Here is a 23182-nt window from a genome sequence, read left to right on the forward strand (position 1 = left end):
TACTGCTGTTTTTAATTGAGTTCTAATACATTAAAAAAAATCAACTAAACACTATTTTTTTATAAATTTCATTACCTGAGCTTTCTTATTCTCATCTATTGCTTTTACAATGTACAATCCCGCTTCTAAATCACTTACTTCGTACTGAAAATCTGTTTTCCCGCTTGCATTAAAGCTTTTTACTAATTGTCCTGATATATTATAAACCTGCACTTTTACTGCCGATATGTTTAATGTAAAATAATCTGAAACTGGATTTGGATATAAATTGACAGTTGCTCCTTTTTCGAAATCGGCTATAGCTAAATTCGCAACTTTATTTCCATAAATTCTAAATTCTCCCGCTGGAATATTTATTAAAGCATTAACATCAGAAACATTTATTATGGTATTATCCATCAAATTATACCATGTTCCTGTGTACTGAAATCCTGTTGGTACATTTTGTGCTGTAACATCAAAATTTGCCAAAATCAATACGTCTTTCAGCTGAGTAACAGCCAAAGCATTGTTTGTAATTTTTATGTTTACTGAAAGTGAATTAGCACTTGCAACTGTTGCAGTCCCCAAAAATACAGGCTCCGTTATTTTAAGATTAATTATTTTTGCCCAATCGTAATAAATTTTATTTCTATTGGTATTTCCTAACCAATTATTTGTCCATTGAGGCTGTGGTTTTGTATCTAATTTACAATCTCCAGAAGCAGCATCTGTTTCTGTATTTACGGTACTATTTCTGCAAGTAAAAATTGAATTGTCCCAGCCTAACTCTCCAAAATGCCAAATCATTTTTGGCCCTGGAATCAATAAGGAAACAGCACCAATTGCAGACATTCTTGACAAGGCTGTGTTTAACGTTTTTACATCATAAGTTCCGCCAGAAGCTCCATATTGCAAATTTCTATACATTAAACGTTCTTCGTCATGGCTTTCTGCATACCCCATTAATCTGTTTGCTGTAAAACCACGGCTTGAACTTGTCATTCTTGAAATATTACTGTTTGATGCATATCCCATTGCCAATTGACTGTATTGATCTGTCATTTTTCCCCACATCATCACACCTTTGCTAACTGGATCATTTACTCTATAATTTGCCCATTCTTTTTCCTCTGTATCAGATCCTAAATGTTCGAAAATAGTATAATGAGTAGGATCTAAACTCCACGAATAATCAGCATATTTCTTTAATATATCAACTCTATCCTGCTGATAATTATTAGTACAACTTTCGTCTGATGCTGTACAAGCCTGAGTAAATCCTTTGGTTAAATCCCAACGGAAACCATCAATTTTATATTCTTCAATCCATTGTTTTATTACTCTTTCTACATAATATTGTGTTTTTGCAGATTGATGATTAAAATCTTCTCCTACACTATAACTATGTTTTGCAACAGTATTAAAATAAGGGTTTTCAGTAGTTGGCGAACCAAATCCATCTCCATCAGGATCGTTCATCCACATTCTCACCATCGGATTACGTCCAAAAGCATGATTTAAAGCTACATCCAGAATTACCGCAATTCCGTTTTGATGACACAAATCGATAAGTTCTTTTAATTTATCTGAAGTTCCATAAAATTTATCCAAAGCCATATGAAATGAAGTATTATAACCCCAACTTTCATTGCCTTCAAATTCCATTACCGGCATCAATTCGATTGCATTTATTTTAAGCGTTTTAAAATAATCAATCTTATCAATTAAACTTTGATAGCTTCGTGCTGCATCAAAATCGCGAACTAATACTTCGTAAACAACTAACTTGTCTTTTTCTGATTTTGTAAAATTGGTAACCTGCCAATTGTAAGGTGTCTGCCCTGTTTTAAGCACAGTAACTTCAAAACTTTGTCCTGTTGGGTAAACCGGCATATTTGGATAAGAAGCTGCAGGAATCGAAGGATCATCATATGGCGATAACACTAAAGTTGAATAAGGGTCTGCCGTTTTTACCATTGAAGGTGAATTGGCTAAAGGAGTTTTATCAACAACCCAATATTGATACATATTATTTTGTCCAGAAACCAATCCTGTTAATTCTAACCAAAATTTACCTGAAACAGGATCTTTTTTCATGGCATATGCCGATGTAGGCTGCCAGTTATTAAAACTTCCTGCAACGTAAACAAAATCTTTCAAAGGAGCGTCTAATACCAAAGTTGCTTTTGTAACATCAGCATTGTAATTAATTCCGTCTGCCAAACCTGCAGGCATAGCTTCAGAAACGGTATTGGGATCAACAATCGCAGCAAATTTTTTAACTATCGTTGTTGATGCCTGAGTAACGCTCAATTCATAACTTTGATTATTTGTTATGTTTATATGATTAAACGAATAACTAGATGTACTAGAATTAGAATCTATTATTACTCCATTTGATTTTAAGGTATAACTCGCTGTTCCATTTGTATTTGAAGCTGCAACATTTAAACTTCCTCCATTTGCAACAACCGTATTACTATTCTCTACTGGAGCTGTCAGTGTTACCTGAAAGGAACCAACCTCAACCAAAATATCTTGCGACTGTTTAGAGCCTGTACCATCCTTAGCTTTGACTAAAAAACCAAATTTTCCAATTCCGTTTCTATTAAAATAAGCTGACGGTGTAAATGTTTTTGTATATGTATCCGTTCCTGCATTATAAGTAAATTTACTAGCTTCAGCCGAAGCGGTCCAAGATCCATTAGAAGGCGAATCTTGTTGACTGGTATCATTTACATCGTAAGACCATGACCAAAGATACAGTGCATTTCCTGTTACTGACCATGCTGATTCGTTTACACTATTTCCATTTATTGTAATTGTTATAGAGGTCGTATCTTCAAAAGTCGGCGGATTTATAGAGTAGGTTACAGTTTGCACCTGTGCAAAAATTACCGTAGATAACAATAGAAAAATTAATAGTAAAGTTTTTTTCATATTTGTGGTTAATGGTTAGTTAGATTAAAAAAGGGCTACCTTATACAGATAGCCCTTTGATTATTCATGTTAGAACTAATCTAATGTTATAGTTTTCGCACCATTATCAATTGTCAAAGTTCTTGGTCCAGTTGGTCCAGTGTATTTAAAGTTGCTGTCACCATCACCAGCATTTACTAATTCTGAATCGATAGTATAACCTAATCCTGAATAGTAAGGGAAGTTACGGCTGTTACTAGCACCCCAGTTACCACCACTTGTAAAGTCATTTGATAAAAACTCTCTAAATGCTTCTCCGCTTTTAAGAACAACTTTTACTTGGTAAACATTTGTTTTTCCAACTACTAATGGGAATTCTGTTTCAGCATCACCATCCCATGACCATCCACCTGGAGTAGCTGCTCCAACTAACCAATGAGAACTTGCCAACGGCACGTGATATGGAGTCGCTTTAATAGTATAGAAATTAGAATATTGCGCTTCCGCACCAGTACCAACCGTAGATTTAATACGGATATCAACATTATTTTCCTCTTTCTCAACAAAACCTCCATTAACTAAAGCAGAGTTTAATTCGGCTACTGTTAAAGCTTTAAAACGAGCTGTAGTTGAAGTTACTGCAATAGGAGCCGCAAATTTAGTTCCTGCTTTTGCAATTTCTATAGTATAATTTACAACCGTTGCAGTACCATCATACTTAGCATCATTCCATATTACAGTTGTTGCAACCTCTTTTTCTTTTTCCTTTGTAAGAACAATATTAAAATCGTTTTGAGGACTTAATAAAACTGGAGCTGTAACTGGCTGTATTACTGGTCTGTTTTCTACATCATCTGAATTACATGACACCGCTAAAACACCAATGAATGCGATTAAAATTTTATGTATATTTTTCATTTTATTTATTTTTTTATAAGGTTAGTTAGTATCCTGGATTTTGTTTTAAAGTTGGGTTTGCCTGAATAGTTCGAGACGGAATAGGCATTAGATCTCTAAATGAATCCGTTCCGCTTCCATTTTTAACGCCGCCTTTCCACTGCCAGATTTTAGATGCTCCTGTAAATTTTCCGAAACGAATTAAATCTGTTCTTCTGTGACATTCCCAAAACAATTCTCTTCCTCTCTCATCTAGAAGAAAGTCCAGAGTTAAATCAGAAGTTGTAATAACACCTGCTTTTGCTCTAACTCTAATTTTATTTACATATTCTAAAGCTTTTGCAGTATTACCTGTTGATGCCCCTCTTAGTGTTGCCTCAGCATACATTAAATACACATCTGACAATCTGTACATTGGGAAATCTGTATCTGGCATATCATTTCTTTGCGCAGCAGTACCATCAGAATTAACATTGATAAATTTTGTAACCGCATACCCATTAGTAAATACTCCATAATCAGCAATATCTAGAGTTTGACCGTTAGTATAAAAAGTACCTCTTTGATCAGCTGTTGCTGTTGCGTCAGGAAACAATTTAACAAATTCTGGTCTTGCTCTTGTTCCAGACCAGCCTCCATCCATACCTTGATTAGCTGATACCATACTTCCTCCAATAGATGCATGAATAATAAAACTCATACCACCCCCAATTGCTCTAATGGCATTACCATCTCCAACAATAGGAAAGATAAACTCTGTTTGAGCTCCATTTCTGTTATTGTCAGCAGAGAATAAATAACGATATGGAACATCGGCAAAACGGTAAGTAGAACCTGTAATTATTTCATTACATACAGTAGCTGCATCATTATTTCTTTCCGTTCCTGTATATACTTTAGAATTTAAATAAATCTGTGCCAATAAAAATTTAGCTGCTGTTTTATCTACTCTTCCATATTCATTAGCTCCAGAAGCTGCTAAAGTCTTATCCATATCTTTTAATTCAGCCTCTACAAAAGCGAAAACTTCAGCTCTCGTTTTTTGTTCTGGATAAAAGAAACCAACAGGATCATTCTCAGTAGTAATTGGCACATTACCAAACAAATCCATCAAATTAACATAAGAGAACGCTCTTAAAAAACGAGCCTCAGCTCTAAATTTTATAATTTCTGCTTTCAAATTAGCATCAACACCTCTTGCTGTTAATTTCTCCTCAGTAGTTTGTCTTAAAAACTCATTGGCAACACTGATTTCATAAAAAGCTCTTGAAAAAATTCCGTACAAGAACTGATTACTAGGACTCCATTTTTGTCCATTTATTGCAGGTAAACCATCATCTGACCAAGCTATAATAGCTTCATCTGTTGGAAACTCCTGAGTAACAAACATCAATCGTAAATAACTGCTAAAATCACCACCAAGTCCTGAAATATCAGGAGAGGCGTCACCGTCATTTCCTCCTACATACAAACCTGCATATAATTTTGCCAATACTTGCTTATATGATGCCGGATCTTTAAAAAAGTCGTCAGAAAGAAACTCATCATCATCTGTTGGCTTCACGTCTAAGTCCCCCGTACATGAAGTAAGCGTCATACTTAATCCTAATATGAATAGGAGAAAATAAGATATATATTTAAATGATATTTTCATTTTGTTTATTTTTAAAATTTTATTTTTCAATGTACTATTAGAAATTCGCATTTACTCCAAACAAGAATGTTCTAGCTCTTGGATAAACGTTATTGTCAATTCCGTTGAATTTTTCAGGATCTAAACCATTGTATTTAGTAAGAACAAAAACATTTTGAACTCCAGCAGTAAATCTCAACGTTGCCGCTTTTAATAACTTTTTATCAAAAGTATATCCTAGTACAATATTATCTAACTTGATAAAAGAAGCATCTTTTACAAAATAATCAGAGTAATTACGCTGCGTTCCATTAGAATTACTTTCTGTAGTAAACCCAGTATTGAAATAATCTGTAGTTATGTTGGCTAAATCAGAATCTCTTCTTAAACCAGCTTGTAAATATCCTTTATCAGAACTTACGTTATCAAAAATGTAATTTCCTACGCTGGCTCTCCAGTTCATTGTAAAATCGAACTGCTTGTAATTTAAAGTAGAGAATAATCCAAAAGTGTAATCTGCAGTTGGTTTATGAAACTTATAACGATCTGCATCGGTAATAGCGCCATCGCCATTTCTGTCTGCATACGCACCTTGAATTGGACGCTTATTTGCATCATATAATTGTTCGAAAACAAAGAATGAATTTGGAGCAAATCCTTCAGAATGTATCAACACTTGATTTCCTGTACCACCAGCAATAACATCACCTGTAATATATCCTTGAAATCCTGGAACAGTAGTTCCTAAATCAGAGATTTTTTGATCAATGTAAGTCGCATTAACAGCAACATTCCAAGTTAATTTATCATTTTTAATAATGTCAGATTGAAGGTTAAACTCAACCCCTTTTGTTCTTACACTACCAATATTACTATACCCTTGATTTCTGATATTTGCTCCATCTGGAACTGGAATCTCAGCTAAAAGATCACTAGATTTTTTATCAAAATAATTAAGAGTACCTGTTAATCTATCATTAAGAAAACCAAAATCAACCCCTACGTTCATCTCTGCTAAATCTTCCCATTTGATATCTTTGTTATATCCTTCAGGTTTTGCTGCGCTGTAGATAACGCCATTAAAAAGATATTGTGTATTAAGCGTTCCTAATGTTACACGCTGCAAATAATCGTATGCAGGCGGAATATCTTGCTGACCTGTAGTTCCGTACCCAACTCTTAATTTTAAACTTGACAAAGTCGAATTGTCTTTTAAGAATTCTTCCTCAGCTACGTTCCATGCAAAAGCACCTCCGGCAAAATTACCCCATCTATTTTCTTTAGAAAAACGTGAAGTTCCGTCTCTTCTGTAATTTACTGTTAATAAATATCTGCTGTCGTAACCTAAATTCAAACGGCCGAAATACGATTGTAAGTTAATGTCTGGATCTGTAGTAACATCTGCAGGCGGATTTGGTCTCATAACATCGCCAGAGTTATATCCCTCACGTTGAAACAATTGATAGTTATACCCAGCAGTAGCGTCAATTTTAAATTTACCTAAATCTTTAGTATAATTAAAATAAGTATTTAAGTTTTTATTCTGGCGGCTGTCTGTATAACCTGTATACCCTCCTAAATTAGTCCAGTTACCTTTATCAAATGTAGTAGGTTGGAATCCTGTAATACTTTCGGTACTCACTCGTGTATACCCATTACTATCAAATTTATCGATACCTGCCTCAGCAACAATTCTTAAATCTTCGAAAAAATGAAATTTATAATCTAATCTAATATTACCCCATTTTCTAGTAGACGTTGATCTACGCTCATCTTGATTTAATCTTGCAACAGGGTTTCTTGCTGGCAATAATGGTACATTTCCATTTGCCTCTAACCATTCAAAATAACCTCCGTAACGAGAACCTTCCTGATAAACAGATTGTGTTGGATCAAATATAATAGCACTGCTGATTACTGGACCTTCATCTTGAAATTGATTTTTTCCAAAAGCTAAGTTTCCAGTAACATCAATTTTTAAATGATTGTCAAATAAAACTGGGTTTAACGATATCGATGTCGTTGTTCTTTCAAAAGAAGTATTTCTTAAGATCCCTGGAGTATCTACATTTCCAACAGATAAACGTACCGGCAATTTATTAAACAAAGAACCGCTTACAGATATATTGTTGTTTGTTGTTAAAGCCGTACGGAAAATTTCATCTTGCCAATTTGTATTTGCCGTACCCAATAAAGCTTTTTGAGCAGGTGTACCTTTTTCATTTACTAAAGCACGATATTGATCAGCACTTAAAACATCTACTGTATTAGCAACAGTATTAATACCTACTTGAGAATTAAAGTTAACTTTTACACCGCCTTTTGTTCCTTTTTTAGTAGTAATAACAATTACACCATTTGCTGCTCTAGAACCATAAATAGCAGCTGCCGAAGCATCTTTCAACACCGTAAAAGATTCGATATCATTTGGATCAATTGTAGACAAAATACTGGTTGATCCACTAGGAACGGCATTGCTCATAGGAAGTCCATCAACTACAATTAATGGCTCATTTGATGCACTTAATGAAGATCCTCCACGAATTCTAATATCCGCTTTAGCTCCCGGTGCACCTCCTGTAATAACATTTACCCCAGCAATACGACCACTGATCAAACTCTCTGGCGTTACATTGATTCCTTTATTAAATTCTTTAGCCGAAATTTGAGAAACAGATCCTGTTGCGTCTTTTTTCTTAACAGTACCGTAACCTACTTGTACTACAACTTCTTTTAGCTGATTAGTATCTTCTTCTAAAGAAACATTTAAAGTTTTTTGTCCGGTGTAATCAAGTGTTTCTGTTTTGTATCCAATGAAAGAAACAACGATTTTACTTCCGTTTTTAACATTTGACAGCTGGTAATTCCCATCAAATCCTGTCGATGCGCCATTCGGAGCACCTTGTACATTTACGTTTACTCCTGGTATTGGCTGACCTGTTGCTTTATCGACAACAGTCCCACTTAAAGTGCTTTGAGCTAGCACCGTAAATGGCAACAATAGGAATAAAAATAACAACTTTTTGTAAATTGTTTTCATACTTTTTGTTTAAATTAGTTTGAGTTTTTGATTGTTAGTTAAGTTTTTAATTTTACTTCGAATTTCAAAATTAGGAATTAATTAACACGCTCAACAAGAGGCATTTTTAATTGGTTTACGAAAACGTGGTAGTGTTGAAAACTTTCTATTTTTTGTAATCTTTTAAGTCAAAAATTGTCAATCCCAAAAATATTATTCACCTTTATTGTCAATTAGATTTTTTTCAAATAACTGCTATGAAACGTAAAATAACACTAAAACAAATTGCAAAGGAACTCGACGTATCCATTTCAACTGTCTCAAAATCACTTAGAAACAGTCTTGAAATAGGCGAAGAAACACGCTTAAAAGTACAGGCATTTGCAAAGTTTTACAACTATAAGCCTAACAATATTGCCCTTAGTTTAAAAAATCGAAAAACCAAAAGTATCGGTATTATCATTCCGGAAATTGTACATCATTTTTTCTCTACAGTAATTAACGGAATCGAACAAGTTGCCAACGAACATGGTTACAGTGTTGTCATCTGTTTATCTGACGATTCTTTTGATAAAGAAGTACTTAATATGGAAATGTTAGCCAACGGAAGTATTGATGGTTTTATCATGTCTCTGTCGAAAGAAACCCAGTTCAAAGGCGATTTTCATCACATTACCGAAGTCATTAATCAAGGAATGCCAGTGGTAATGTTCGATCGTGTTACAAACGATATTTTATGCGATAAAGTAATTATTGATGATAAAGCTGCTGCGTATGAAGCGGTTCAAAGCTTAATTGATAACGGACGAAAAAAAATTGCATTAGTTACTACAGTCGATTATGTAAGTGTTGGAAAACTAAGAACTGACGGGTACGAAAAAGCGCTTCGAGATAACGGAATACCATTCAATGAAGATTTAATTATTAAAATTGAAGATGTAGATACTTGCGAAATTACCATCAGCCAGCTTTTGCACGACAGAGCTTTTGATGCCGTTTTTGCGGTAAACGAACTTTTTGCCGTAACCATTATTAAAACCGCTTCTAAAATGGGATTAAAAATTCCTGAAGATTTAGCGGTAATCGCTTTTACAGACGGAATCATTTCGAAATATTCTACTCCAAGTATTACAACAGTAAGTCAAAGCGGTGAAAAAATGGGAAATAAAGCAGCTAAAATGCTGATCGAAAGACTCGAAGCTGAACACGATGATGACGACGAAGAAAACGAAAATTACACTACCGAAGTTATCGAAACACATTTAATAGAACGAGAATCTACTGACTAAAATTCTTAAAATCAACCCTTTCTAAAGCCATAAAAAATATTTATGGCTTTTTTGTTAGCATATTTAAAAAAATAATTAATACTTTTACGCCTGCTCAAAGCTTTTACTTTTACTTCGAAAAAAACAGTAAGTTTTGATAAGCAAAGCGCTTATCGTCTAATTAATTCTTTAATTACGATAATGGAAAAGCGTAAATTAAGTTTCTGGGAAATTTGGAACATGAGTTTCGGTTTCTTAGGAATACAAATGGGATTTGCACTTCAAAATGCAAATGCCAGCAGAATTCTTCAAATTTTTGGTGCCGACGTACATGAACTTTCCTGGTTCTGGATTATTGCTCCTCTTATGGGATTAATAGTGCAGCCAATCATTGGTCACTACAGCGATAAAACTTGGGGAAAATTCGGCAGACGAAAACCTTTCTTTTTAGTAGGTGCAATTTTAGCTTCGGTAGGATTAATTTTAATGCCGCAGGCTAATATTTTTATTTCCGTTTTACCCGCTCTATGGGTTGGTGCCGGAATGCTAATGATTATGGATGCCTCTTTCAACATTGCAATGGAACCTTTCAGAGCGCTTGTTGGAGACAATTTAAGAACAGATCAGCGTACTGCAGGATTCAGTATTCAAACTTCTTTAATTGGATTTGGAGCCGTAATTGGTTCAGCATTGCCTTATGTATTAACAAAGTACTTTCATGTTTCGAACAGTACAGTTCCAGGAAGCGTTCCATTAAACCTTACTTTGTCATTTATTATTGGCGCCGCAGTTTTAATTGGTTCCATCTTAGTAACCTTATTCACAACCAAGGAATATTCGCCCGAAGAATTAGCCAAATTTGAAGATCCCCAAAATGATGTGATTTCTGATTCTGAGGAAAAATCAAAACTTACAGACATTTTTACTGATTTTGCAAAGATGCCAACTACCATGCGTCAACTTAGCTGGGTGCAGTTTTTTTCTTGGTTCGGATTATTCGGAATGTGGGTTTTTACAACGCCGGCAATCGCGCATCACATTTACGGATTACCACTGAATGATACTTCAAGCCAGCAATATCAGGACGCTGGTGACTGGGTCGGAATTCTGTTTGGTGTTTACAACTTAGTTTCTGCTATCGTCGCATTGTTTTTCTTACCGTATATCGCTAAAAAAATCGGACGAAAATCAACTCACGCTGTATCATTAATCATTGGAGGAATTGGTTTAATCTCTATTTATTTTATGCCAAATGAAGACTGGGTTGTTTTACCAATGATTTTAATTGGAGTTGCCTGGGCGAGTATTCTAGCAATGCCATATGCAATTCTTGCAGGATCTATTGCTCCAAAAAAGATGGGAGTTTACATGGGAATCTTCAACTTCTTTGTTGTTATACCACAAATTGTAAACGCATTAATTGGTGGTCCAATTGTAAAATATCTTTACAATGGCGATGCCATTTATGCCTTAATTACCAGCGGAGTAAGTTTTTTAATTGCCGCTCTTTTAGTCTACAAAGTAAAAGATGTAGACGACACTATTCTAAAATCATAAAGAAGAATTTCCTTTAAAATGAACAAAAAAGCCTTCATATTCGATCTTGACGGAGTAATCGTTGATACCGCTAAATACCACTTTTTGGCATGGCAGAAAATTGCCAAAGCATTAAATATAAATTTTACACATGAAGACAACGAACTTTTAAAAGGCGTAAGCCGAGTTCGCTCTCTTGACATTATACTTGGACTAGGCAACGTTCAAGCTTCGCAGGAAGACAAAGACAAATGGCTGATTCAAAAAAACGAAGATTATCTATCTTATTTAGTAGACATGGATGAAAGCGAGATTCTTCCTGGAGTTTTAAAAATTCTAAAACTATTAAAAGATAAAAACCAAGGAATTGCATTGGGCTCTGCCAGTAAAAATGCAAGACCAATTTTAGAAAAAACAGGAATTCTGTCTTACTTCGATGTTATTGTTGACGGAAATGACGTTACCAATGCAAAACCAGATCCTGAAGTTTTCTTAAAAGCGGCTCAATTATTAAACATTGATCCAAAAGATTCAATCGTATTTGAAGATTCTGTTGCAGGAATTCAGGCAGCAAACATAGGCGAAATGGTAAGCGTGGGAATTGGTGAGGAAACAATTTTGCATGAAGCTGATCATATTTTTAAAGATTTTACCCAAATCACAACAAGCTTTATTGAAGAGTTAATCGCATAATTAGGAAATGTGTCAATGAGATAATTATGCTCACTGACTATTATTCTAATTCTCTGATTACTTAAATGAATGTAAAAAAGTTATTAAAAACCAAGGGCAATTATCTAATTATCAAATTGCCATATTATCTAATTTGAAGAAGAAATGAACCAAGATTATATAAAACCAGATAATTGGTCAATTATAGAAGAAGGATTTGATGCTGAAAGGGTCAAATCGTCTGAAAGTCTCTTTAGTATCGGGAACGGTGCTATGGGACAACGCGCCAATTTTGAAGAAACGTATTCAGCAGAAACTTTTCAGGGAAGTTATATTGCTGGAATCTATTATCCGGACAAAACAAAAGTGGGCTGGTGGAAAAACGGTTATCCGAAATATTTTGCCAAAGTACTTAATGCTCCAAACTGGATTGGAATTGACATTGAAATCAACGAAGAAAATCTTGATTTAAATACGTGTACCGAAGTTAGAAACTTCCGCAGAGAATTGAATATGAAAGAAGGTTGGTATAATCGTTCTTTTGAAGCAGTTCTAAAAAACGGAATCGAAATTTCAGTTAATGTTCGTCGTTTTCTGTCATTAGATTTAGACGAAGCTGGAGTTATTAAATACGATATTACGCCTTTAAATAAAGATGCAAAAATCGTTTACAAACCTTACGTTGACGCTGGCGTAACCAACGAAGATGCCAACTGGGAAGAAAAATTCTGGGAACCGCTTGAAGTGAAAAAAGGCACAAACGAAGCTTTTGTAACCGCTCAAACGTTTAAAACGCATTTTAAAGTTACTACTTTCATGCACAATACGATTTTGGCAAACGGAGAAAATATCAACGTTTCGCCATCAACAATCGATTCAACAACAGATAAAGTTCAGTACACATACGGAACTATTATTGCAAAAGGACAAACCTCATCAATTCAAAAAATTGGTGGATATACAGTTTCTTTAAACCACGAAAACACTTTGGCTGGAGCCGAAAAAGTAATTAAATCTGCTGTTGCTTTAGGATATGATACTTTGCTTCAAAATCAAATTGAGGCTTGGGCAAAAATCTGGGAGATGTCAGATATTACAATTGATGGCGACGTAAAAGCGCAACAAGGAATTCGTTTTAACATCTTCCAATTGAACCAAACCTATTCAGGTAAAGACAGCCGATTAAATATTGGTCCAAAAGGATTTACCGGAGAAAAATACGGTGGATCAACTTATTGGGATACTGAAGCGTATTGTATTCCATTTTACATGGCGACAAAAGATCAGCAAGTTGCGCGTAATTTATTGACGTATCGTTACAATCAATTGGATAAAGCGATTGAAAATGCCAAAGATAATTTAGGTTTCAAAAACGGCGCAGCTTTATACCCAATGGTGACGATGAATGGTGAAGAATGCCACAACGAGTGGGAAATCACACACGAAGAAATCCACAGAAATGGAGCGATTGCTTTTGCGATTTACAACTATTACCGTTACACGGGCGATTACTCATATATTCCAGAAAAAGGATTAGAAGTTTTAATCGGAATTGCACGTTTCTGGCACCAAAGAGCATCTTTTTCTAAAGATAAAAATCAATACGTAATATTAGGAGTTACAGGTCCAAACGAATACGAAAACAACATCAATAATAATTTCTATACCAATTATATTGCAAAATGGTGTATTGATTTTGCGACAGAACAAATTGAAAAAGTAGCTTCAGAATATCCTGCAGATCACAAACGTATTTTAGAAAAAGTTAGCCTTTCGGTGAATGAAATTCAAGAATGGAAAAAAGTTGCCGATGACATGTATTTTCCAATTTCAAAAGAACTTGGAATCTATTTACAGCAAGACGGATTCTTAGACAAAGATTTAGTTCCTGTAAAAGATTTAGATCGTTCACAGCGTCCAATTAATCAAAAATGGTCTTGGGATCGCGTTTTACGTTCGCCATACATCAAACAAGCAGACGTTTTACAATGTTTTTATTTCTTCGAAGATCATTTTTCGAGAGAAGAATTAGAACGTAACTTTGATTTTTATGAATCATTTACCGTTCACGAAAGTTCTCTTTCACCTTGTGTGCACTCAATTCAAGCCGCTGTTTTAGACAAAATGGATATGGCATATACATTTTATTTAAGAACATCCCGTTTAGATCTTGATGATTACAATAAAGAAGTTGAGGAAGGTTGTCACATCACGTCAATGGCAGGAACTTGGATGAGTATTGTGGAAGGTTTTGGCGGAATGAGAGTGAAAAATAATCAATTGCATTTTTCTCCAAAAATTCCAAAAGAATGGAAAGGCTACTCTTTTAAAATTAACTTTAGAAATCAAATTCTAAAAGTATCTGTGAATCATGATAAAACCTCTTTTACTGTAGATGGCGATCAAGATTTAACAATTGTAGTTAACGGAAATCCTATAACTGCAAGTAAATTTGTACAAATTAATTAAATTACAATACTCTAAAATCTAAAAAACATGAAAAACTTATTTTTCGCAAGTTTAATCTTGTTTGCTTTTAGCTCAATTGCAGAAGCACAACAATTAAAATCACCCGAAGGCAAGTTCGTAATGGAATTTTCTCTTCAAAACGACGGAACTCCAACGTACAATCTAAAATACAAAAACAAAGAAGTTGTAAAAACTAGTAAATTGGGTCTTGAACTTAAAGATGATAAAAAATCTTTGTTGAATGACTTTACAGTTGTTGATACTAAAACTTCAACTTTTGATGAAACTTGGAAACCAGTTTGGGGAGAAGTAGATCACATCAGAAATCATTACAATGAATTGGCTGTGACTTTAAATCAAAAAGGAACAGACAGACAAATCGTAATTCGTTTCCGTTTATTCGAAGACGGTCTAGGGTTTAGATATGAATTCCCAGCTCAAAAAAATCTTACTTACTTTACTATTAAAGAAGAAAGATCTCAATTTGCAATGACTGGAGATCATACTGCATTCTGGATTCCGGGAGATTATGATACTCAGGAATACGATTATACAAAATCGAAATTATCTGAAATTAGAGGTTTATCTGAAAAAGCATATACAGCAAATGTTTCGCAAAAGAACTTTTCTCCAACAGGAGTTCAGACTTCTTTGATGTTAAAAACAAACGACGGAATTTACATCAACTTACACGAAGCGGCTTTAATCAACTATTCTTGTATGCACTTGAATTTAGATGATAAAAACTTGACTTTTACTTCTTGGTTAACGCCAGATGCAAAAGGTGACAAAGGTTATATGCAGGCACCAAGCCACTCGCCTTGGAGAACAATTATGGTGAGCGACGACGCGAGAGAAATCTTAGCTTCAAAAATGACTTATAACTTAAATGATCCATCAAAAATTGAGAATACTTCTTGGATTAAACCTGTAAAATATATTGGTGTTTGGTGGGAAATGATTACAGGAAAAAGCTCTTGGTCATATACTAACGATTTCCCAACTGTTCAATTGGGAGTTTCTGATTTCTCAAAAGCAAAACCAAACGGAACACATGGAGCCAACAATGCTAACGTAAAAAAATATATTGACTTTGCTGCTGCAAATGGTTTTGACGCTGTTTTGGTTGAAGGATGGAACGAAGGCTGGGAAGACTGGTTCGGACATTCTAAAGATTATGTTTTTGATTTCGTAACGCCTTATCCAGATTTTGATGTAAAAGGGCTACATGCTTACGCAAAATCTAAAGGTGTAAAAATCATTATGCACCACGAAACATCAGGATCTGTACGTAACTACGAGCGCCACATGGATGCTGCTTACAAATTCATGAACGATAACGGATATGATGCTGTAAAAAGCGGTTACGTAGGTGATATTTTACCAAGAGGTGAAAACCACTACAGCCAATGGATTGTAAACCACTATCAATACGCTATCGAAAAAGCAGCTGATTACAAAATTATGGTAAATGCTCACGAAGCAGTTCGTCCAACAGGAATTGCTAGAACGTATCCTAACTTAATTGGAAACGAAGCAGCAAGAGGAACAGAATACCAAGCATTTGGTGGTTCTAAACCAAACCACGTAACAGTTATACCATTTACACGTTTAATCGGTGGTCCAATGGATTACACGCCTGGAATCTTCGAAATGGATATCAGCAAAATGAATCCTGATAATAAATCGCATGTAAACAGTACAATTGCAAATCAATTGGCATTATACGTTACAATGTACAGCCCATTGCAAATGGCTGCTGATACTCCAGAAAACTACAACCGTTTTCCAGATGCATTTCAATTCATTAAAGATGTAGCTGTAGACTGGTCAGAAAGTAAATATATCGAGGCTGAGCCAGGTGATTTTATTACAGTTGCCCGTAAAGCAAAAGGAACAAACAACTGGTTTGTTGGAAACGTAAACGGAGAAACTCCGCGTACATCAAACATCGATTTCAGCTTCCTTGAAAAAGGAAAAAAATACACTGCAACAATTTATGCTGATGCAAAAGATGCGCATTACAAAACAAATCCGCAAGCTTATACGATCAAGAAAATTGCTGTAACTAATAAATCAAAATTATCTCAGCTTTCTGCTCCGGGAGGAGGATATGCGATAAGCATTATAGAAACCAAATAATTCTTTAAAAGGCAAGTAACTCTCCCCCAAGACTACTTGTCTTTTTTTTAATCAACAACTTTTTGTCACATCGAGCGAAGTCGAGATGCCACATAGGTTCTCGACTTCGCTTGGACTGACAATTAGAATAATTATTATGACTATGAAAAACCAAAAAACATCACTAATCTATAAATTACTTTTAATGGTTTTGTTGTTTTCCGCTTCCGCGAAAGCGCAAATCCAAAAAGTAGAACCGCCATTTTGGTACGCCGAAATGAAAAATCCGGAACTGCAGATTATGTTCTACGGAAAAAACATTGCACAATACGAAGCTTCGGTTTCTAATAATGTTGCGATTAAAAATGTAGAAAAAACAGAAAACCCAAACTACCTTTTCGTTACAATTGACACGAAAGACGTTAAAGCTTCTGAATTGATTTTCTCTTTTAAAAACAATAATAAAGTTGCCTTCAAACAAAAATATGTTCTTAAAGAAAGAAGAACGAATTCGGCCGAAAGAAAAAGTTACGACGCATCGGATTTGATTTACTTAATCATGCCAGATCGTTTTGCAAACGGAAATCCGAAAAACGACAGCGACGCTTCTTTAACTGAAAAAGGAAACCGTCAAGACCCAAGCGGTCGTCACGGTGGCGATATCGAAGGAATCATCAAAAACTTAGATTATATTTCGTCTCTTGGTGCAACTACAATTTGGAGCACGCCTTTATGCGAAGACAACGACAAACAGCATTCGTACCATACTTACGGACAATCGGACGTTTATAAAATCGACCCGCGTTACGGAACCAACGATGATTACGCTCGTTTATCTGCAGAAATGCACAAAAAGAACATGAAACTGGTTATGGATTATGTAACGAATCACTGGGGAATTACCCATTGGATGATGAAAGATATTCCAACTAAAACTTGGTTCAATCAATTCGAAACTTTCACGCAAACACATCACAGACGCGAAGTAATTACAGACATTCACGCTTCAAAAACAGATCAAGAGGTTTGTGTTGACGGCTGGTTTGTACCTTCTATGCCTGATTTGAATTTAAGAAATCCTTTGGTTGCAAAATATTTAACTCAAAATGCTATTTGGTGGATTGAATTCGCAAACCTTGACGGATTCAGAGTTGACACTTATAATTACTCTGATAAAACAGCCATGGCCAATTGGGCAAAATCTATTACAGATGAATATCCGAATTTTAATATTGTGGGTGAAATTTGGATGCACAATCAGGCGAATTTAGCTTTTTGGCAGAAAGACAGTAAAATTGGTGCCATTGAAAACTACAATTCAAATCTTCCAAGTGTAATGGATTTTACACTTCAAAGTCAGGTTACTTCTGCCTTCAACGAAGACACGCCAAACTGGGACAGCGGATTGATTAAATTCTACAACAATTTTGCAATGGATTTTCTATATCCAAACACGAATAACATTTTGGTTTTTTCCGAAAATCATGACACCGATCGTATGAACGATAAGTTCAAATATGATTTACCAAAATACAAATTAGCCATGACTTTATTGGCAACCATTCGCGGAATTCCGCAAGTATATTACGGCTCAGAAATTGGAATGGGCGGTGACAAAAGCAAAGGCGACGCCGATATTCGTCAGGATTTTCCTGGCGGATGGGCTGGTGATAAAAACAATGCTTTCACAAAAGAAGGAAGAACCGCTCAACAAGCACAATATTTTGATTTTACTTCAAAATTATTCAACTGGAGAAAATCAAACGAAGCGGTTCATTTCGGAAAAATGACACATTATATCCCAGAAAATAATACATATGTTTATTTCAGATATACGGATGCTAAAACCGTAATGGTGGTTTTCAATAACAATGCAAAAGAGCAGGTTGTAAAAACAAATCGTTTCAAAGAAAACATCAAAAACTTTAAATCTGGTAAAGATGTTATTACAGGAAAAACATTCGATTTAGCCTCTGAAATTACTTTAGAACCAAAATCAGCTTTGGTTTTAGAATTGGAATAACAATTTTTTCTCTCGCAGATTTAGGAGATTGCTTCGCCTGTTCGCTTACGCTCGGGTGAGCAGATAATTTTAAAAAAAATCTGCCGAATCTGCGAAATCTGCGAGAAACTATTTTTTTTTCGCCACAAATTCACGAATTATTTTTTTTGACAATCTTTGAGAATAAATTCGTGAATTCGTGGCTATTTTTTCACCTAAAAAATTCCTAAATAATGAAAAAATACACTTTCCTTTTTTTATCTTTAGTATTCATAATTACGGGTTGTTCTGGCTCAAAATCAGTTACAATGAATAATACTTCGAAAACACCTTTCGTTTGGGAAGGAGCAAATGTTTATTTTTTACTTACAGATCGTTTTTACAACGGAGATACTTCAAACGATGTCAATTTCAACCGAACCAAAACTCCGGGAAAACTGCGCGGATTTGAAGGCGGTGACATCATCGGAATCACTAAAAAAATCGAATCAGGCTATTTTGAAAAACTAGGAATCAATGCCATTTGGCTTACGCCGATTGTCGAACAAATTCACGATGGCGTTGATGAAGGAACTGGCCTTAGTTACGGCTATCATGGCTATTGGGCAAAAGACTGGACAGCTCTCGATCCCAATTTCGGAACCAAAGAAGATTTGGAAAAACTCGTAAAAAAAGCACATGAAAAAGGTATCAGAATAATTTTAGACGGCGTAATTAATCATACCGGACCAGTAACTCCAGAAGATCCCGTTTGGCCTTCTGACTGGGTTAGAACTGGTGTTGTATGCGATTACAAATCATTTGAAAATACCACGATGTGTACTTTGGTGGATAATCTTCCAGACGTTAGAACAGAAAGTACTCAGGAAGTTGCACTCCCTCCTTTTCTAGTTGAAAAATGGAAAAAAGAAGGCCGTTATGAAAAAGAAATTGCTTCGCTTGATGAATTCTTCAAAAGAACAAATTATCCAAGAACACCAAAATATTACATCATAAAATGGTTAACAGATTATATTCTAGAATTTGGAATTGATGGTTACCGTGGAGATACCGTAAAACATACCGATGAAAACGTTTGGGCCGATTTCAAAAAAGAATGTGATTACGCCTTTGAAACTTGGAAAAAACATCATCCATTGGAGGTTTTAGATCAAAACCCATTTTATACAATCGCCGAAGTTTATGGCTACGGAATTAGCGGAGGTCAGGATTATGATTTTGGAGACCGCAAAGTCAATTATTTTCAAAATGGTTTCAACAGCATGATCAATTTTGAATTTAAATGGAACGCCGCTCAAAACGATTATGAAGGTTTGTTTTCGAAATATTCGAATGCGTTGAACAATGACTTAAAAGGATACTCAGTCCTTAATTATATGTCTTCTCACGACGACGGACAACCTTTTGATGCAAACAGAACAAAAGGTATCGAAGCCGGAACCAAATTGTTGCTTTCACCCGGAATGTCTCAAGTTTATTATGGCGACGAATCAAATCGCTCTTTAGTTGTTGAAGGAACACAAGGCGATGCAACCTTACGTTCGAATATGAATTGGGATGCTATTCAGAATAATCCTGAAACCCAAAAAGTACTTTTACACTGGCAAAAATTAGGGCAATTTAGACGTAATCATCCAGCCGTTGGCGCAGGAATTCATAATTTGATTAATCCCAATCCTTATACTTTTTCAAGAACGTTTACCAAAGGCGCTTTTACAGATAAAGTAGTTATTGGTTTAGATTTACCAAAAGGCAGAAAAGAACTTCCTGTTGGCGATATCTTCCCAAACGGAACAAAAGTAAAAGACACATACTCGAATCGAGAAGTCGAAGTTATTGATGGAAAAGTGATTATCGACAATGATTTTGATATTATTTTACTCGAACTGATCTAAAAGTTTAACCGCAAAGGTCGCAAGGAAAAATCGCAAGGTTCGCAAAGATTATAAAAAACTTTGCGAACCTTGCGTAAAACTTTGCGACCTTTGCAGTTAAACAAACAACAGATGCTAAAAATAGCTCACAGAGGTGCCAAAGCCTACGAACCTGAAAATACTTTACAAGCTTTCCAAAAAGCCTTAGACTTAAATTCAGACGGAATTGAACTTGACGTTCACGTTAGCTCTGATGGACAGATTATCGTAATTCATGACGAAACCATCGACAGAACCACCGATGGAAAAGGTCTTGTAAATGACTTTACTTTAGCAAAACTGAAATCTTTTTTAATCGATGGAAAACATCAAATTCCAACTCTAAAAGAAGTTTTTGATTTAGTAAACAAAAAATGTTTAATCAATATCGAATTAAAAGGTTTGGGCACTCCCAGTAAAGTTGTTGCATTAATTGAGGACTATATTTCAGAAAAAAAATGGAATTACAATCATTTCATCATTTCAAGTTTCGAATGGAATATGCTGGAAGAAACATCAAACCTAAATCCAAATATCCCGATTGGTGTTTTAACAGAAGAAGATTTAAGTAAAGCTTTGGCTTTCGCCGAAAAAATAAAAGCAAAAGCCATTCATCCAGATTTTCAGTTATTGAATGAAAATAATGTCCTTCAAATGCAGGATAAAGGATTTCTAGTTTTGCCTTGGACAGTAAATTCAGAAGAAGATATTCAAAAAGTAAAAAGTTATAAAGTAAACGGAATTATCTCTGATAATCCAGACAAAATATAAAAAACGTCATGAGAAACTTTGTCAAAGTTTTAAACTTTGACAAAGTTATTTCGAGAGTTCATTAAAATAATTCGTGAATTCGTGGCTAAACCCCTCGTGGCAACCCAAAATAAATATGATCAAAAATTTCGACATCATCATCGTTGGCGGAGGCGCCGCAGGTTTTTTTACAGCAATTAATATTGCAGAGAAAAATCCGAAACTGAAAATTGCTATTTTAGAAAGAGGAAAAGAAGTACTTTCTAAAGTCCGCGTTTCCGGTGGTGGACGATGCAACGTAACACACGCTTGTTTTGAGCCAAACGAATTAGTAAAATTTTACCCGAGAGGCGAAAAAGAACTTCGTGGACCTTTTCATCAATTTTGTTCAGGAGATACCATTGAATGGTTTGAAAAACATGGCGTTGAGTTAAAAATTGAAGAAGATGGAAGAATGTTTCCCGTTTCTAATTCGTCACAGACCATTATTGATTGTTTCTTAAAAGCAACCGAAAAACTAGGCATAAAAGTATTGACGGGTCAAAGCGTACAATCTATCTTCAAAAAAGACAACCACTGGAAAATTGATACACAAAGCGACAATTTCGCTGCCGAAAAATTAGTAATGGCAACAGGAAGCAACCCTAAAATATGGGAAATGCTTCAGGAACACGGACATGCTGTTGTAAGCCCTGTCCCTTCCCTATTTACATTCAATATCAAAGATTCCCGAATTAAAGAATTGCCAGGCGTTGCTGCACAAGTTACTGTTCATGTAAAAGATACCAAACTAGAATCGACAGGCCCTTTATTAATTACCCATTGGGGAATGAGCGGTCCAGCGATTTTAAAGCTTTCGGCTTGGGGCGCTCGTATTTTACATGACAAAAATTATCAGTTTACTATTTTTGTTAATTGGTTGAATGATCTTGACACAGAAGACACCGAAAAAATTCTAAAAGACTTGAAACAGGAACACGCTAAAAAAGCGGTTTCAAAAAAATCTCCTTTTGACTTTCCGAATCGTTTATGGGAAAGTTTAGTTTTGGCTTCGGGAATTGATGTGGAAACCAAATGGGCAGATTTATCGAAAATTCAATTGCAGAATTTAGTTTCCCAGTTGACTAAAGCCGAATTTAAAGTAAATGGAAAAAGTACCTTTAAAGAAGAGTTTGTAACGGCCGGCGGAATCGATTTAAAAGAAATCAACTTTAAAACAATGGAAAGCAAAATTCACGAAAACCTTTATTTTGCTGGTGAAATTGTAAACATCGACGCTATTACTGGAGGATTTAATTTTCAGAATGCCTGGACAAGCGGGTTTATTCTGGCTCAAAATATTTAATACAAAATGAAATTTAAAGGAATTATTTTTGATTTAGACGGAACATTGGTCGATTCACTGCACGATATTTCAGATGCGATGAATAAAGTGCTTCAAGGTCTAAATTTCCCTACTCACACTTACGAAACGTATCAATATTTTATAGGAAGCGGTTTGCGAAATCTTGTTAGTAAAGCACTTCCTTCAACAAACAATTCACACGAACAGATTGAATTTTGTTTCGAACGTATGATTAACGAATATCGTGAAATCTGTACCTCAAAAACAAAACCTTACGAAGGAATCCTAGAATTATTAGATAATTTAACTTCCCAAAATATCAAATTAGCGGTTTTCTCCAATAAAGCAGATGAGCTGACTAAAAAAATAGCATCAGAAATATTTCCTGATTATTTTGATACCGCAGTTGGTTTAAGCACCGAAGAACTTAAAAAACCAAATCCTTTTGAGGCTGTTGAAATAAGCAAAAAATGGAGTTTAAATCCAGAAGAAATCCTGTTTGTAGGCGATTCTGATATTGACATGAAAACGGCTGTAAATGCTAATATGTTTCCTGTTGGCGTTTCGTGGGGTTACAGAACCGAAGAAGAATTAAAAACAAGCGGTGCAAAATTGGTTATCAACAATGCTTCGGAATTAATCGAGATATTATAAAA

Annotated in this window: 14 protein-coding genes; 10 read left to right on the top strand and 4 right to left on the bottom strand. The window is 35.1% G+C overall.

Going from position 1 to position 23182, the window contains the following annotated elements:
* Window positions 1-51: 51 nt before the first annotated feature.
* The 4 genes from ACHRVL_RS01240 to ACHRVL_RS01255 all read right to left on the bottom strand — a co-directional run bounded on the left by ACHRVL_RS01240 (window position 52) and on the right by ACHRVL_RS01255 (window position 8471).
* Window positions 52-2922 carry an alpha-amylase family glycosyl hydrolase gene (locus ACHRVL_RS01240; protein WP_395409717.1) on the bottom strand — a complete coding sequence of 957 codons (2871 nt, stop codon included), beginning with the start codon at window positions 2920-2922 and terminating at the stop codon, window positions 52-54.
* 75 nt (window positions 2923-2997) lie between these two features.
* A complete protein-coding gene (locus tag ACHRVL_RS01245; protein WP_395409719.1) occupies window positions 2998-3819 on the bottom strand; it encodes a SusE domain-containing protein in 822 nt (273 codons plus the stop codon).
* A gap of 25 nt (window positions 3820-3844) precedes the next feature.
* A complete protein-coding gene (locus ACHRVL_RS01250) occupies window positions 3845-5452 on the bottom strand; it encodes a RagB/SusD family nutrient uptake outer membrane protein (protein WP_395409720.1) in 1608 nt (535 codons plus the stop codon).
* Window positions 5453-5489: 37 nt separating this feature from the next.
* Complete coding sequence (locus tag ACHRVL_RS01255) at window positions 5490-8471, bottom strand: SusC/RagA family TonB-linked outer membrane protein (RefSeq protein ID WP_395409722.1); 2982 nt, start codon at window positions 8469-8471, stop codon at window positions 5490-5492.
* A 236-nt stretch (window positions 8472-8707) separates the two neighbouring features.
* Between ACHRVL_RS01255 and ACHRVL_RS01260 the strand changes: the two genes are divergently transcribed.
* The 10 genes from ACHRVL_RS01260 to ACHRVL_RS01305 all read left to right on the top strand — a co-directional run bounded on the left by ACHRVL_RS01260 (window position 8708) and on the right by ACHRVL_RS01305 (window position 23180).
* Complete coding sequence (locus tag ACHRVL_RS01260) at window positions 8708-9739, top strand: LacI family DNA-binding transcriptional regulator (RefSeq protein ID WP_089052497.1); 1032 nt, start codon at window positions 8708-8710, stop codon at window positions 9737-9739.
* A gap of 180 nt (window positions 9740-9919) precedes the next feature.
* A complete protein-coding gene (locus ACHRVL_RS01265; RefSeq protein WP_395409724.1) occupies window positions 9920-11275 on the top strand; it encodes an MFS transporter in 1356 nt (451 codons plus the stop codon).
* Between the two features lie 18 nt (window positions 11276-11293).
* Entirely contained in the window at window positions 11294-11947 is a 654-nt protein-coding gene (pgmB, locus tag ACHRVL_RS01270; protein WP_395409726.1) for a beta-phosphoglucomutase, read from the top strand.
* Window positions 11948-12091: 144 nt separating this feature from the next.
* Window positions 12092-14395 carry a glycoside hydrolase family 65 protein gene (locus ACHRVL_RS01275; protein ID WP_395409728.1) on the top strand — a complete coding sequence of 768 codons (2304 nt, stop codon included), beginning with the start codon at window positions 12092-12094 and terminating at the stop codon, window positions 14393-14395.
* Between the two features lie 27 nt (window positions 14396-14422).
* The gene (locus ACHRVL_RS01280; RefSeq protein WP_395409729.1) at window positions 14423-16537 is read left to right on the top strand and encodes a glycoside hydrolase family 97 protein; all 2115 of its coding nucleotides are present in this window, start codon (window positions 14423-14425) and stop codon (window positions 16535-16537) included.
* A gap of 142 nt (window positions 16538-16679) precedes the next feature.
* On the top strand, window positions 16680-18539 hold the full coding sequence (locus ACHRVL_RS01285) for a glycoside hydrolase family 13 protein (RefSeq protein WP_395409731.1): 1860 nt from the start codon (window positions 16680-16682) through the stop codon (window positions 18537-18539).
* A gap of 212 nt (window positions 18540-18751) precedes the next feature.
* A complete protein-coding gene (locus tag ACHRVL_RS01290) occupies window positions 18752-20413 on the top strand; it encodes an alpha-amylase family glycosyl hydrolase (protein WP_395409733.1) in 1662 nt (553 codons plus the stop codon).
* A 111-nt stretch (window positions 20414-20524) separates the two neighbouring features.
* On the top strand, window positions 20525-21202 hold the full coding sequence (locus tag ACHRVL_RS01295) for a glycerophosphodiester phosphodiesterase (RefSeq protein ID WP_395409735.1): 678 nt from the start codon (window positions 20525-20527) through the stop codon (window positions 21200-21202).
* 115 nt (window positions 21203-21317) lie between these two features.
* Complete coding sequence (locus ACHRVL_RS01300) at window positions 21318-22526, top strand: NAD(P)/FAD-dependent oxidoreductase (protein WP_395409736.1); 1209 nt, start codon at window positions 21318-21320, stop codon at window positions 22524-22526.
* A gap of 6 nt (window positions 22527-22532) precedes the next feature.
* Window positions 22533-23180, top strand: coding sequence for an HAD family hydrolase (locus ACHRVL_RS01305; RefSeq protein ID WP_395409739.1), 648 nt, complete (start codon window positions 22533-22535; stop codon window positions 23178-23180).
* Window positions 23181-23182: the final 2 nt, after the last annotated feature.

It is taken from the genome of Flavobacterium sp. FlaQc-28, from assembly GCF_044007415.1.
GTDB lineage: Bacteria > Bacteroidota > Bacteroidia > Flavobacteriales > Flavobacteriaceae > Flavobacterium.

Bases quoted from the DNA above. Each gene is read 5' to 3' on its own strand.
- ACHRVL_RS01240 (WP_395409717.1), bottom strand. From the start codon at position 2,922: ATGAAAAAAACTTTACTATTAATTTTTCTATTGTTATCTACGGTAATT.
- ACHRVL_RS01245 (WP_395409719.1), bottom strand. From the start codon at position 3,819: ATGAAAAATATACATAAAATTTTAATCGCATTCATTGGTGTTTTAGCG.
- ACHRVL_RS01250 (WP_395409720.1), bottom strand. From the start codon at position 5,452: ATGAAAATATCATTTAAATATATATCTTATTTTCTCCTATTCATATTA.
- ACHRVL_RS01255 (WP_395409722.1), bottom strand. From the start codon at position 8,471: ATGAAAACAATTTACAAAAAGTTGTTATTTTTATTCCTATTGTTGCCA.
- ACHRVL_RS01260 (WP_089052497.1), top strand. From the start codon at position 8,708: ATGAAACGTAAAATAACACTAAAACAAATTGCAAAGGAACTCGACGTA.
- ACHRVL_RS01265 (WP_395409724.1), top strand. From the start codon at position 9,920: ATGGAAAAGCGTAAATTAAGTTTCTGGGAAATTTGGAACATGAGTTTC.
- pgmB (WP_395409726.1), top strand. From the start codon at position 11,294: ATGAACAAAAAAGCCTTCATATTCGATCTTGACGGAGTAATCGTTGAT.
- ACHRVL_RS01275 (WP_395409728.1), top strand. From the start codon at position 12,092: ATGAACCAAGATTATATAAAACCAGATAATTGGTCAATTATAGAAGAA.
- ACHRVL_RS01280 (WP_395409729.1), top strand. From the start codon at position 14,423: ATGAAAAACTTATTTTTCGCAAGTTTAATCTTGTTTGCTTTTAGCTCA.
- ACHRVL_RS01285 (WP_395409731.1), top strand. From the start codon at position 16,680: ATGAAAAACCAAAAAACATCACTAATCTATAAATTACTTTTAATGGTT.
- ACHRVL_RS01290 (WP_395409733.1), top strand. From the start codon at position 18,752: ATGAAAAAATACACTTTCCTTTTTTTATCTTTAGTATTCATAATTACG.
- ACHRVL_RS01295 (WP_395409735.1), top strand. From the start codon at position 20,525: ATGCTAAAAATAGCTCACAGAGGTGCCAAAGCCTACGAACCTGAAAAT.
- ACHRVL_RS01300 (WP_395409736.1), top strand. From the start codon at position 21,318: ATGATCAAAAATTTCGACATCATCATCGTTGGCGGAGGCGCCGCAGGT.
- ACHRVL_RS01305 (WP_395409739.1), top strand. From the start codon at position 22,533: ATGAAATTTAAAGGAATTATTTTTGATTTAGACGGAACATTGGTCGAT.